The organism is Streptomyces sp. NPDC015220, from assembly GCF_043079345.1.
Classification (GTDB): Bacteria; Actinomycetota; Actinomycetes; order Streptomycetales; family Streptomycetaceae; genus Streptomyces.
This window is the reverse complement of the sequence record NZ_JBIBUK010000012.1, coordinates 231,868-245,422: the sequence shown is the minus strand read 5'-3', so window position 1 is coordinate 245,422 and position 13,555 is coordinate 231,868. Positions and strand designations below refer to the sequence as shown.

7 protein-coding genes are annotated in these 13,555 nt (G+C 70.4%); 5 read left to right on the top strand and 2 right to left on the bottom strand.

The features are described from left to right. Window positions 1-247 precede the first annotated feature (247 nt). Genes ACF061_RS23850 through ACF061_RS23830 form a run of 5 tightly spaced genes read left to right on the top strand, consistent with a single transcriptional unit; the run spans window position 248 to window position 4,992 of the window. On the top strand, window positions 248-370 hold the full coding sequence (locus tag ACF061_RS23850) for a hypothetical protein (RefSeq protein ID WP_392268968.1): 123 nt from the start codon (window positions 248-250) through the stop codon (window positions 368-370). Next, window positions 367-456, top strand: coding sequence for a K(+)-transporting ATPase subunit F (gene kdpF / locus ACF061_RS23845; protein WP_009326374.1), 90 nt, complete (start codon window positions 367-369; stop codon window positions 454-456). Before ACF061_RS23850 ends, kdpF begins: the two co-directional genes overlap by 4 nt. Before the next feature lie 8 nt (window positions 457-464). Next, window positions 465-2,183 carry a potassium-transporting ATPase subunit KdpA gene (kdpA, locus tag ACF061_RS23840; RefSeq protein ID WP_392268967.1) on the top strand — a complete coding sequence of 573 codons (1,719 nt, stop codon included), beginning with the start codon at window positions 465-467 and terminating at the stop codon, window positions 2,181-2,183. Window positions 2,184-2,215: 32 nt separating this feature from the next. Then, window positions 2,216-4,318, top strand: a complete 2,103-nt coding sequence (kdpB, locus tag ACF061_RS23835) for a potassium-transporting ATPase subunit KdpB (RefSeq protein WP_392268966.1) — start codon at window positions 2,216-2,218, stop codon at window positions 4,316-4,318. 5 nt (window positions 4,319-4,323) lie between these two features. Continuing rightward, the gene (locus ACF061_RS23830; RefSeq protein ID WP_392268965.1) at window positions 4,324-4,992 is read left to right on the top strand and encodes a potassium-transporting ATPase subunit C; all 669 of its coding nucleotides are present in this window, start codon (window positions 4,324-4,326) and stop codon (window positions 4,990-4,992) included. A gap of 148 nt (window positions 4,993-5,140) precedes the next feature. Here ACF061_RS23830 and ACF061_RS23825 read toward each other — a convergent pair whose 3' ends face one another. Together ACF061_RS23825 and ACF061_RS23820 are read right to left on the bottom strand one after the other, a co-directional pair. Next, complete coding sequence (locus ACF061_RS23825) at window positions 5,141-5,704, bottom strand: hypothetical protein (protein ID WP_392268964.1); 564 nt, start codon at window positions 5,702-5,704, stop codon at window positions 5,141-5,143. A gap of 75 nt (window positions 5,705-5,779) precedes the next feature. After that, window positions 5,780-13,519: a polymorphic toxin-type HINT domain-containing protein gene (locus ACF061_RS23820; protein ID WP_392268981.1), complete on the bottom strand. Its 7,740-nt coding sequence runs from the start codon at window positions 13,517-13,519 to the stop codon at window positions 5,780-5,782. Window positions 13,520-13,555: the final 36 nt, after the last annotated feature.

The following is a 13,555-nucleotide window of genomic DNA, read 5'->3' as shown; positions in this document are numbered from 1 at the left end:
GCCCGGCGCGTGCCCGTTCCCACCCCGGGGCGGGACCGACTGACGGGCGAACGGTCGTCAGCGGAGTCCCGCTGCGACGGGGCCGGAAGACCCGCGGGTCAGGAGGCGCGGCCGCCGGGAGCCCCGCACTCGGCTCACCGCGCGGGTTGCGATCAGAATTCGTAAGAGACCCGTCAAAGCCGTGCGGGCCTTCGTATGAGAGCCGTCAACGAGTGACCGGATCCGGTCGGCCAGGATGTTTCCTCGAATGGTCCGATCCGACCGAACCTCACTCCAGGAGTTCGCGATGGCCGATCTGGCCTTCGTCGTCGCCGTCCTCGCGGGTTTCGCGCTGGTGGCCCTCGTCGCCCGGGGGGTGACGAAGCTGTGACCGCCGAGAACGTCGTCGGCCTGGTCGTGGCCGTCGCCCTGCTGGGTTATCTCGTCCTCGCCCTGATCTTCCCGGAGAGGTTCTGAGACACCCTATGGGTCCCCAACTGGCAGCCCTCCTCCAACTGCTGGCGCTCACCGGCGCGCTGGCGCTCGTCCACGTGCCCCTGGGCGACTACATGGCCCGGGTCTACACCACCGACAAGCACTGGCGTGTCGAGAAGTGGATCTACCAGGGCATCGGCGTCGATCCGGACACCGAGATGCGCTGGCCCGCGTATCTGCGCGGCGTCCTCGCCTTCTCGGCCGTCGGCGTCCTCCTCCTCTACCTGATGCAGCGACTGCAGGGCGTCCTGCCCGGCTCGCTCGGCTTCTCCTCGGTCGACCCGGCGCAGTCGTTCAACACCGCCGTCTCGTTCGTGACGAACACCAACTGGCAGTCGTACGCCGGTGAGCAGACCATGGGGCACGTCGTGCAGACCGCCGGTCTGGCCGTGCAGAACTTCGTCTCCGCGGCCGTCGGCATCGCCGTCGCCGTGGCGCTGGTGCGCGGCTTCGCGCCCCTGCGCGCCCGGCTGCGCCCGAACGGGGGGACGGGGATCCCCGTGCCCACCGACGGGATCGGCAACTTCTGGGCGGACCTGGTGCGCGGCACCGTACGCGTCCTGGTCCCGCTCGCCGCGCTCGCCGCGGTCGTGCTGGTCGCCTGCGGCGCGATCCAGAACTTCTCCGGAATCCACGAGGTCGGCCAGTTCCTCCAGGGGCACGGCGCCGGCGGCGCGCAGCAGTGGAACGGCGGAGCGGTCGCCTCCCAGGAGGCCATCAAGGAACTGGGCACCAACGGCGGCGGCTACTTCAACGCCAACAGCGCCCATCCCTTCGAGAACCCGACGCCCTTCACCAACCTCTTCGAGATCTTCCTGATCCTGGCCATCCCCTTCGCGCTCACCCGCACCTTCGGCGTGATGGTCGGCTCGGTGAGGCAGGGCTACGCGCTCCTCGCCACGACGGGCGCCATCTGGCTGGGCTTCACGGCGCTGATGATGTGGACGGAGTTCGCCCACCACGGCCCGGCGTCGCAGGCGGCGGGCGGCGCCATGGAGGGCAAGGAGGTCCGCTTCGGCGTCGGCGGCTCGTCGATCTTCGCGGTGGCGACGACGCTGACCTCGACCGGTGCGGTGGACTCCTCCCACTCCTCCTTCACCGGCCTGGGCGGCGGCATCGCGATGCTGGGGATGATGCTGGGCGAGATCGCGCCCGGCGGCACCGGCTCCGGGCTCTACGGCATCCTGATCATGGCGGTCGTCGCGGTGTTCATCGCCGGTCTGATGGTCGGCCGGACCCCCGAGTACCTGGGCAGGAAGATCGGCTCCCGTGAGATCAGGCTGGCGGCCGTCTACATCCTGATCACACCCGCACTGGTGCTCGTCCTCACGGCGGCGTCCATGGCGCTGCCCACCCCGCCGCACTCCATGCTGAACACCGGCGCGCACGGCTTCTCCGAAGTCCTGTACGCCTTCACCTCCGCGGCGAACAACAACGGCTCGGCCTTCGCCGGGCTGAACGCGAACACCGACTGGTTCAACACCATGACCGGCCTCGCGATGCTGTTCGGCCGCTTCCTGCCGATGGTGTTCGTGCTGGCCCTGGCCGGCTCGCTCGCCGGACAGAAGCCGGTCCCGGTCACCGCGGGCACCCTGCGCACCGAGAAGCCCCTGTTCGCCGGCCTGCTGGTGGGCGCGATCCTGATCATCGCCGGTCTCACCTACTTCCCGGCCCTGGCGCTGGGCCCGCTCGCCGAAGGGCTGGCGTGATGACCATCCGTACGGAGAACCCAGAGGACTCCATGTCCACAGCAACCCCCGCCCGGGCGCCGCACAGCGACGCCGCCACCGGGCGCAGGCCCGCCGACGGCCGTGTCGGAGGGGGCCTCTTCGACCCCGGACAGCTCCTCAGGTCCCTGCCGGAGGCGTTCCGCAAGCTCGACCCCCGGGTGATGGTCAAGTCCCCCGTGATGTTCGTGGTGTGGATCGGCTCGGTCCTGACCACCGTCTTCTCCGCCAAGGACCCGGGCGACTGGTTCGGCTGGACGATCAGCGCCTGGCTGTGGCTGACCGTGGTCTTCGCCAACCTGGCGGAGGCGGTCGCGGAAGGGCGGGGCAAGGCCCAGGCCGACACCCTGCGCAAGGCCAAGTCCGGCACCGTCGCGCGCCGGCTGGCCGCTGACGGCTCCGAGCGGCCGGTGCCGGGCACCGCGCTGACCGTCGGCGACCTGGTCGTCTGCGAGGCGGGCGACGTCATCCCCGGTGACGGCGACGTCGTCGAGGGAGTGGCCAGCGTCGACGAGTCGGCCATCACCGGCGAGTCCGCACCGGTCATCCGCGAGTCCGGCGGCGACCGCTGCGCGGTGACCGGCGGCACGAAGGTCCTCTCCGACCGGATCGTCGTCAGGATCACGACGAAGCCCGGCGAGACCTTCATCGACCGGATGATCAACCTGGTCGAGGGCGCCGCCCGGCAGAAGACGCCCAACGAGATCGCGCTGAACGTCCTGCTCGCTTCGCTGACGATCGTCTTCCTGCTGGCCTGTGCCACGCTGCCGCCGTTCGCGCGGTACGCCGGCACGGAGCTGACGCTGGTCGTGCTGGTGGCCCTGCTGGTCTGCCTGATCCCGACCACCATCGGCGCGCTGCTCTCGGCCATCGGCATCGCCGGCATGGACCGCCTCGTGCAGCGGAACGTGCTGGCCATGTCGGGCCGGGCGGTCGAGGCCGCCGGCGACGTGTCCACCCTGCTGCTGGACAAGACCGGCACCATCACCCTCGGCAACCGCCGGGCCGCCGAGTTCCTGCCGGTGCGCGGCGCCACCGAGGCCGAGGTCGCCGACGCCGCCCAGCTCTCCTCCCTCGCCGACGAGACCCCCGAGGGCCGCTCCGTCGTCGTCCTGGCCAAGGAGCGGTACGGGTTGCGTGAACGCCGGCAGGGCGAGCCGGCCCGGGCCGAATGGGTCGAGTTCACCGCCCAGACCCGGATGTCCGGCGTGGACCTCGACGGCAGGAGGATCCGCAAGGGCGCCACCGCCTCGGTCGTCGCCTGGGTCGAGGAACGCGGCGGCACGGTCGCCGGGGACGCCGAGGCCATCGCGGCCCGCGTCTCCGAGGCCGGCGGCACCCCGCTGCTGGTCGCGGTCGACGACGAACGGGGCGCCCGCGTCCTCGGCGTCGTCCACCTCAAGGACGTCGTCAAGGACGGCATGCGGGAGCGGTTCGCGGAGCTGCGCCGCATGGGCATCAGAACCGTCATGATCACGGGCGACAACCCGCTGACCGCGAGGGCCATCGCCGAGGAGGCGGGCGTCGACGACTTCCTCGCCGAGGCCACTCCCGAGGACAAGATGGCCCTCATCAGGCGGGAGCAGGCGGGCGGCAGGCTGGTCGCCATGACCGGCGACGGCACGAACGACGCCCCGGCGCTCGCGCAGGCCGACGTCGGCGTGGCGATGAACACCGGCACGTCGGCCGCCAAGGAGGCCGGCAACATGGTGGACCTCGACTCCGACCCGACCAAGCTCATCGAGATCGTGGAGATCGGCAAGCAGCTGCTGATCACCCGCGGCGCGCTGACCACGTTCTCCGTCGCCAACGACGTCGCGAAGTACTTCGCCATCATCCCGGCGCTGTTCGCGGCCGTCCACCCGGGCCTGGACAAGCTGAACGTCATGCGTCTCGCCTCGCCCGACTCCGCCATCCTGTCGGCCGTCGTCTTCAACGCGCTGATCATCATCGCGCTGGTGCCGCTGTCCCTGAAGGGCGTGCGGTACAAGCCGGTCAGCGCGGACCGGATGCTGCGGCGCAACCTCGCGGTCTACGGCGTCGGCGGCCTGCTCGCGCCGTTCATCGGCATCAAGATCATCGACCTGGTGATCTCCCTCGTCCCCGGAATCGGCTGATCGCCATGGACAACTCCGTCACGAACACCGCCCGGCTGCTCGGGGCGGCCCTCAGGGCCCTCCTGGCACTGACCCTGCTGACCGGTGTCCTCTATCCGCTGGCGGTCACCGGCATCGCCCAGGCGCTGTTCCGCGACAGGGCGAACGGCTCCGAGACCACGGCGGACGGCCAAGTCGTCGGCTCCTCCCTGATAGGGCAGCCGTACGACCTGCCGCTGAAGAAGGGCCGGCACGTCCCGGACGCTGACCTGAAGTGGTTCCAGGGCCGTCCGGCGAACGGCCTGGGCGCCAACACCCTGAACACGCGGTACAGGCTGATCGTGTCCGGCGCCACCAACCTGTCCGCGGACAGCAAGGCGCTGATCGAGCAGGTGCGGGCCGCGCGGGCCGCGGTGGCCGAGGACAACTCGGTGCCCGGCTACCGGGTCGAGCCCTCGGAGATACCCGCGGACGCGGTGACCTCCTCCGGCTCCGGCCTGGACCCGGACATCTCCCCGGCCTACGCCGAACTCCAGGTCCACCGGATCGCCGCGCGCAACGGTCTGCCGGTCCCCGTCGTGGCCGGGCTGGTCAGGGACCACACGGCCGGCCGCACCCTCGGTTTCATCGGCGAGCCCCGGGTGAACGTCCTCGAACTGAACATCGCGCTCAAGGACCTCGCGGCGAAGCACTGACGGGACGGCGCGACGCGCACGTACGGCCGGGGAGCCGGTGGGCCGGGGAGGAGTCCCGGGCCCACCGGCTCCCGCCGTGCGGCCGGCCGCGGCCGGCCCACGCGGCGGGAGCGGTGTCACCTGGCGTGCGGGTACGCGCCCGCCGTGTTCAGCGGCCGACGGAGTCGAGCCATCGCCGGGCCGCCGCCCTCTCGTGCGGCGGCGTTCCCGGTCGGCCCGCCTTCCACTCCGCGAGGTCGCGGAGGCCGGCGAGGTCCCGCAATCCGTTCACCAGGACGGTGCCGATCGAGGACGCGTCCGCCGTGCCGCAGACGACGGTGTCCCCGGCCGTCGACAGCATGGCGAACTCCGGCGCGCCGAAACCGCCGCCGAGCGCGGCGGCGGAGCCCGCGCCCATGACGTCCCAGGACGCGGCGAGTCCCACCCGCGCCCACCACCAGTCGCCCTCGCCCCCGGGGACCTCGACGGCGACCAGGAACTCGCGGTCGTCGCCGAAGAGCCCGCCCTCACGGGAGAGCGTGAACCAGCCCTCGTTCGCCCTGCCGACCGAGTCGGGCGTGCCCCTGTCGACGACCGCTCTCGGCCATGTGCCGGACGCCGGCGGATATCCCGGAGCCAGGGTGGCGAGCGCCGGCGGGAGGAGGGGCCGGTCGGGATCGACCAGCCCCCGGAAGACCAGTCCGCCGGGGGCGAGTCGCTCAGCGTGGTCCATCGCTTCAGCCTTTCTGGGAGAAGCACTGCGCGGCACCCCCGGGGGGATGCCGCGCAGTGCTTCATTTCCGAACTGTCACCAAGTGTAGAGATTCGGTGATCCGTAGTTGTGCACGCCTTGCCTCGTCAGCGGGAAGTAGGCGATCTGACCGGTCGTCTGGTTGATCATGATTCTGATCTGGCTTCCCGGGCGACCGTTCCAGTAGATCGGGGAACCGATCCAGGAACCCCAGAACCTCTTGGCCGGGCCGCTGAGGTCGTTGCCCTCGAACCGGTCGACGCTGCCGTCCGGCTTGGACCGCGGTGGCATGTTGGGATTGGCGTCCACCATGTTCACCAGCTCGTGCGTATCGGGATGAACCGAGTAGTAGGCCTCGTTCGCGTCGTGCCGCGCCCTGACCTCCTGCGGTGAGTAGGCCTTGTCGGGCGTCCAGTTGCCGCCGTCGTCGTCGCCACCGCGGCTCGGGCACGAGTCGTTGTGGACGAGGACCGCCGCCGGTCCGGCCAGCACGTAGTACGTGTGGGTGTCACCGACGGTGAGGTTGTGCACGGTGGCCCCGCGGGCCGTCCGGCGCTCCACCGCGGTGATCTGCACGTACGTGCCCGTGCTGGTCCGCAGCCACTCGCCCGCGCGCAGGTCCGTGGCCTTGATCCAGGCGCGCAGTGCCGGAACCCAGAAGGGGTGGCCGTCGGTCGCGGTGACCTGGGCCGTCCTGCCGCCCTTCGCACCGTCGACGTCGACCGTGACCTCGACCAGATGCTTCAGGCCCTCGCCCGTGATCTCCGCCGTGACCGTCTCGATCCGGGTCCGGCCCGTCTTCGGGTCGGTCGCGACGACCTTGTCGCCGTTCTTGACCTTCTCGATCGGCTTGGTGGTGCCGTCGGCCATCAGGACCTTGGTGCCCGGGGTGAAGCTGTTGCAGCCGGGGCTGCCGCCGCCTCCGTCGGCCTTGCCCGAGCCGCCGCTGCCGCTGGATCCGCCGTTGCTCCTGGAGGATCCGCCGGACTTGCCGCCGGGCTTGGAACCGCCTCCGCCGCCCTTGTGGCCGCCGCCACCGCCGCCACCGCCGCGGGTGTGGGAGGACACCTTCGGGGCCGCCTTGGCCTGGGCCTGCTTCTGGACGCGGTTGCCGGTCTTCCTGGCTGCGTCCGCCGCCTTGTCGGCGGTTCTCCTGGCTGCTTCGGCCGCTCTCTTCTTGGCTCGTTGCGCCGCGAGTTTCTTGGCGCGTTCGATGGCGAGCTTCTTGGCCCTCAGCGCCGCCCGCTCGGCCGCCTTGGCCGCCTTCAGGACGATCTCGGCCGCCTTCTTGGCCGCGCGGAAGGACTCGACCGCCTTGATGGTGCGCTTGACGGCCTTGATGACGGACGGGATCTTGCCGAGCTTGGTCCACGGAATCGCGTCGACCGCGATGCCGATGCAGGACCACAGGTCACCGCCGAAGCACGCCAGTGCGTCGTTGATGCCGATGAAGTCCTTCAGCGTCTCCCACGCCACGGCCAGGATCACCGAGGTCAGGGACTTGCCCTGCATCGCCTGCGCCTGCGCGACCTGAGCCGCGGACAGGCCCGCGCCGGCGAGGGCCGCGGCCCGCTCGGACGCGGTCAGCGAGATGGCCTCACCCGTCGGGTCGGCGAACGTCACCGGGTTGTTGTGCGCGTAGGCGTACCCGTTGGACTGCAGGACGTCGTTGAGGTCCAGCACCGGGTCGGCGGACAGGAAGCGGCCCACCACCGGGTCGTACAGACGCGCACCCAACTGGACGAAGCCGGAACCGTCGTCCACCGGCCCGCCGAGGAACCCGGTGTGCGTCTGCTGGTTGACGGCGGTCGTGTCCGCGCCGCGCTGGTTGCCGAACGGGTCCTGCTTGCGGATCCGCACCGTCATGCCGCCGTCGAGGACGACCTCGGCATAGGTGCTGCCCTGGTGGTCGGCGGTGACGGCGACGAGCTTCGCGGCTCCGGCGCCGTAGGCGTAGCGCATGACCGCGCCGCCGGGGGCGTCGTAGGTGCGCTGCGTCTGGATCAGGACGCCGCCCCGCTGGACGGTGACCTCGGCGTCGCCCAGGGTCAGCGTGGCCTGCTTGCCCTTGATGGTCAGCAGGCGCGAGCCGTCGGGGCCGTAGACGAAGCGGGTGTCGTTCTGCGGCGACCAGAGCTGCTCGGCCTTCGTGCTGTCGCAGGCGGCCAGCACGATCGGGGTCGAGCTCGCCGAGTTGGCGCCCTGGACGGACAGGCAGAGCCCGGAGGCGACGTGGGTGAGCCGGCCGGCGGCGTCGCGCTTGAGTACCTGGCCTGCCGAGCCGTCGCACTTCTGCGACTGGACCGCGGAGCCGGCGGTGTTGCCGGCGGGCTGGACGCACCACTTGTCGTAGACGTTCAGCGTGCCCTGGTCGGGGCTGGTCCCGCCGGGGGTTGGGCTGAAGCGCCAGCTCTGCGCCACCGAGCCGTTGCAGCTGTAGAGCTGGACAGCGGTACCGGCGACCGCGAGGCCGCTCTTGAGGTCCAGGCACTTGTCGGCGAGGCCGACGTACGGGGTGCTGCCGCCGCTGCCCGCGCCCTGGACGCGGTCGATCTGACCGTCGGGGGTCCAGGTCAGCGTCTGCTTGTCGCCGTTCTGGACGGACGTGACGGTCCTGGTCTCGCCGGTGAGCTCGTACAGGCGCTCCGCCTCGGCCTTGACCTGCGCGCCGGCCGGCGTGGTGTAGGTCTTCGACACCTTGGTCAGCGTGTGCGGCTGGGTGCCGTCGGCCTTGCCGTAGGCGTAGGAGGTGGTGGCGTCCTTGGCGGTGTTGCCGGTCAGGTCCTTCTCGGTCAGCTTGGTGCGGTTGCCGAGCAGGTCGTACTCGTACTCCTGCCAGTAGCCGGAGTTGTCCTTGCCGGCGGCGACCGCGAGCGTGCCGTCGGCGTTCTTCGGGGAGGTGCAGGAGGTCTGGTCCTTGGAGGTCCAGGCCGTCTTCAGCTCGCCCAGCGGGTTGTAGGCGAAGCACTGGCGCTCGTCGATGCCGGTGGCCGACTCCTGGACGGAGGTGACGTTGCCGGACGGGTCGTAGGAGTACGACCGCTTGGAGACGAGGTTGCCGGCCACCAGGGACTTGTCGTCGCTCTTCTCCCGGTAGACCTGCTGGTCCTTCAGCTCGCCGCTGGACTCGTCGTACGTCGACTGCGTCCAGACCCGGTAGGGCTGGGCGCCGAGCGTGGAGCGCAGCACCTGGCCGTAGGGGTCGTAGACCGTCTCGGAGCCGTACCAGTCCTTGCCGGAGATGGAGAGCGGCTTGCCGTCCTTGTTGTAGCGGACCTCGAGCTTCTCCTCGCCGAAGCCGCCGATCCTCGGCAGCGTGGACTCCTCCAGCATGCCGTTGTCGCCGTACTTGTAGGAGTACGTGTACGACGAGTTCAGGCCCCAGGCGGAGACCAGGGTGGTCGGCAGGGTGAGCGTGGTCGAGGTCGGCTGGTAGTCCTTGGTGTAGCCGTCGACCCGCTGGGTGTAGGCCTCACCGTCGGTGTAGCGGGTGGCGGTGTAGGGCATGCCCTTGCCGCCCGGCGCCAGGTCGTAGGTGAGGTTGGCGAGCAGGGTGCCGCCGGAGCTGTTCAGGCGCTGCTCGGTCGGCCGGGAGAGCTGGTCGTAGCCGTTCCAGATGGTGACGCCGCGGGCGTTGGTGGTGGTGAGGACCCGGTCGTGGGTGTCGTAGGTGTTGCGCGTGGTACCGGTGTCCGGGTCGGTGGCGGTCTCCTGACGGCCGCGGTGGTCGTACGTCCACGTCCACGGGTGGCCGGGATCGGCGGAGTTGGTCGCCTTCACCGCCTGGCCGCGGGCGTCGTACTCGTACTTCATCGACGTGAAGCCGCCGGGCGCGTCCGGGTTGAAGGTGTCCACCCGGGAGGTGCGGCCGAGGGCGTCGGTGAAGACCCGGTAGTCGGACGTACCGGTGGGGTTGTCGACCTTCGACCAGTCCAGGCCGTACTCGTACTTGGTGGCCCGCTCCGGGACCTCCTGGGACCTGGTCTCGTGGGTCAGCGGGTCCTCGACCTTGAGGACCGGCGTCTCCTGGAGCACGCGGCCGGAACCGTCGTAGGTGTAGCGCGTGATGTTGGGGACCTGGGTGTCGGCCTCCGGGGTGAACAGCTCGCCCGGCTCGGCCTCGTAGGTCAGGTAGGCGTTGTTGGTCTGCCAGACCTCACCGGAGCTGTTGTACAGCGTGTCGGTGATCAGCCGGCCGCCGCCGTCCGCCTCCTCCTGCGTCTGCCGCTCGCGGCCGAGGCCGTCGTAGAGGGTGACGGAGGTTTCGACGCGGTCGTTGTAGCCGCGGGTGTAGGTGGTGACGTAGGACGGCTTGCGGTCCTCGTTCTCCTTGTACTCCGGCACCGTGTAGACGGCCCGGAAGTCGGGCACCGCGGTGTCGGAGGGGGTGCGGTCCGCCGCCCAGGCCTTCTCGAGGCGGCCCAGCGGGTCGAACTCGGCCTGGGTGACGTGGTTGTTGGTGTCGGTCGACTTCCACGTCGTGCCACGGCCCGGCTCGATCTCACGGATCTCGGACTGGCCCAGGGCGTTGGTCTCGGTGACCTTGAAGACCTGGCCCTTGTCCGGCTCGTAGGTGATGAGGCCCGCGGTCTTGTGGTCCTGGTCGGTCGTGCGGGTGACGCGTCCGATGGCGTCGAACTCGGTGGTGCCCTCCGACTGCCAGGCCGTGCCGGCGCCGTTGACCGACCACGTCTCCGAGGCCTCGCCCTGGGTGGTGTCGGCGAGCGCGGCGCCATAGGCCTGACCGTCGTACGCCGTCCGGGTGCCGGTGAGCGTGGACAGATCCGAGAAGTCGGCGGCCGCGCAGGTGGTCGGGGAGACCAGGACCTGCCTGGTCAGGCCGATCAGGTTCCTGGCGGTGTTGTGGACGTACTCGGACTTGGTGCACGTCTCGTCGCCGGTCCTGCCGGTGTCGCCCAGCGACTCCACCTGGACGGGCAGACCGTAGGTCGGCTCGTAGGCGGTGTGGGTCCTGACGACGCGCTCGGTGCGGTCGTCGTCGCTGTTGGTGCCGGAGGACTTGGTGTAGGCGATCTCGTCCGGCTCGGTGACGCGCCAGGCGCGCAGCGGGTCCAGGCCGTCGTCGCGGTCACGGTGGGCCAGCTCGGTGGCCTCCGGGACGGTGACGCTGCGGGAGACCCAGTCGGTGTCGGCGTCGGTCGCGTTGTCGTAGTCGAGCTCCTCCGCGATGCGGCCGGCGAAGGCCTCGCGGTCCTTGGCGATCTCGGTGCCGGTGATGTCCTTCATCGACACGGTGTCGCCCATGCCGCGGAAGAACCTCGTCACCGCCTTCGACCGCTTGGAGCCGATCGAGGCGTCGTCGGTGCCGGTGACCACCGTGGTCTGCTCGACGCCGGCGAACTGCGAGTAGGTGCGGGTCGACTTCTTGGTGAACTCGGCGTCGGCGAGCCTCCAGCCCGGGTTCCTGTACTGGTACGCCGTCTTGGTCGCGAACGCGCCGTCGACGTTGGGGAGTTCCTCGATGGAGTCCACGACGTACTTGTGGAACCAGTCGATGTCCTCGACCTCGGGGTCAGGGGCCCAGAACGAGGGGTAGCACAGCCGCGTGTTCGCCTTGAGGGCGGCGGTGTCCTTCTTGTCCGGCAGGCCGGTGCCGGTGGCGCAGTCACCCTCGGGCTTCTTGTAGGTGACGACCGTCTCGCCGCCGTACTCGTTGATGACACGCGCGATCCGCAGCCGGGAGAAACCGGGCCGCGGGTCATTGGGGCGCATCACCCGGTTGGGCATGTCCTCGGCGTTGGACTCGAAACGCACCGCGTTCATGGTGACGCTCTTGTCCGTGCTGCCCTTGCGGGCGAAGCCGGTGCGCTGCACCGACTCCAGCCACAGGGCCGTGTTCGGGCCGGTCTTGAGGACCGGGAAGCTCTGGGTGAGCGCGTAGCGGTCCACGACCTGGCGGGCGGTGGTGTCGGTACGGCGCTGCGCGGAGGTCTGGATCTGCACCAGGCGCTCACGGCTCCAGAACGACGGACCCGCGTTCCAGCACTTCGTTTTGTAGGCGGAGGTGACCTGCTTGCAGTTCAGGTCGGCCGGGGTGTCGTACCAGATGCGGTACTTGCCCGGGTCCTTGTCCTCGAAGTTCGCGTCCGAACACGTCAGGCCGTCCTCGGGCAGGCAGCGCTCGGCGACGGTGAAGTTCACCCGGGCCGGAGCGGTCGCGGAGAAGAGGCTCTCCTTGCGCTGGCCGTAGTCGATGTGGTCGAGCCAGCCGTCGCGGTCGTAGACGACCGGGGCCTTGAAGTCGAAGTTGCGGGCGTAGTAGTTCTGCGCCTTCTTCCACCACAGGGACATGGCGTTGCCGTGGACGTCCTCGACGTAGTCCAGGTTCCACCGCCAGCCCTGGGTGCACCACGAGTGGGCCCAGTCACCGGCCTTGTAGCAGTCCTCGCCCTCGTGGTTGCCGTACACCGGCACGTTCAGCACCGAGTCGGTCGTCGGCTGACCCGAGGTCCAGCCCGGCAGCTTGTTCAGGCCGAAGTAGTAGCGGGTGCCGTCCCGGGTCGTGACGACCCAGTACTCGCCGTTGCGGGCGCCGTTGCCGTTGCCCGAGTCGGTGAGGCGCTCGATCCTCGAGCCGTCGCCGTTGGCGGTGAACCACTTGCCCTGGTCCTTGTCCCAGACCAGTTCGGTGGTCATGCCGCCCAGCGACAGGGTCGCGTTGTTCGAGCCCCAGCACAGGTCCGCGGTGCGGTGCGTCTTGTTGTTGGACCCCGCCTTCTTGGAGTCCTCACGGCAGTTGGCGTACGTCCGGGTGATCGAGCCCGGGTTGTAGTCCCAGCCGTCGCCGATCCACGAAGCCTGGTTGTTGGTCGCGGAGGTGCGGCCGTCCACCGACTGGGAGGAGTAGCCCAGGGAGATCTTCGGCATCAGGCCGCCGGCGGTCTCCGGAACCTGCACGTCGTAGGAGTACGTGAACGCGCCCGACGAGGAGCCGGCCGCCCAGGCGCCCGAGGACAGCAGGGGAGAGGCGGTGAAGTCACCGCTCGCGGAGGCCCCGGTGTCCATCGCCCCGATGACCTGCGGACCCGAGGCGTCCACCACGGGCAGCACCTCGCCGCCGCGGTAGGAGGCGGGCCGGGCCGAAGCCCCGGTGGCGGCCGTGCCGGTGTCGCCGCCGAGCAGGTCCCCGACCGGCACGGAACCGGTGAGGATCTTGCGCTCGGCGGCCTTCCTGGCGGCCTTGTTCCTCGTCGGCGCCTTGTTCGCGGCGACGACCTCGACCGAGCTGCGCAGCCGCTCGGGCCGCTCGTCGCTCTTGCCCGACATGGTGGTCACACCGCTGTCGGTGGCGCAGTCGCCGGTCTCGGGGGCGTCCATGACGCAGTTGGGCAGCAGGACCAGGCCGAAGCGGTCGGCGGCCTGCGGGCCGTACAGGTCGGCGAAGCCGGTGGTGTCGACGGCGATCGAGACCTGCGCGGCCGGGTCGGCGTCGGCCGGCGGCGTGACCTTCATGATCATGCCGGAGACGCCGGCGTCCTGCGACGCGGCCGGCGCGGCCAGATCGACCTTCCAGTCGCCGTCGATCGCGGCCGGGTCGGTGCCCGCGGGCACGCCCACGGCGATCGGCAGGTCGTCGACGGGGACCGTGGTGCCCGGCGCGGTGTCCGCCTTCAGGGTCGCGACACCGCTGTCCGGCGCCCACGGCGTGACCGCGGTCGGGGTGTAGGGGTCGACGGGGACCTCGGGCGCGGTGGTGAGGTTCTTCTCGGCCTCCTCGTCCGCGTCCAGCGCGGTGGGCTCGGGCAGATCGGGAAGCTTGACCTCCTCCCGGCTCATGCCGGGGCCGGGTATCGCCCACGCCTCCGTGCCGAG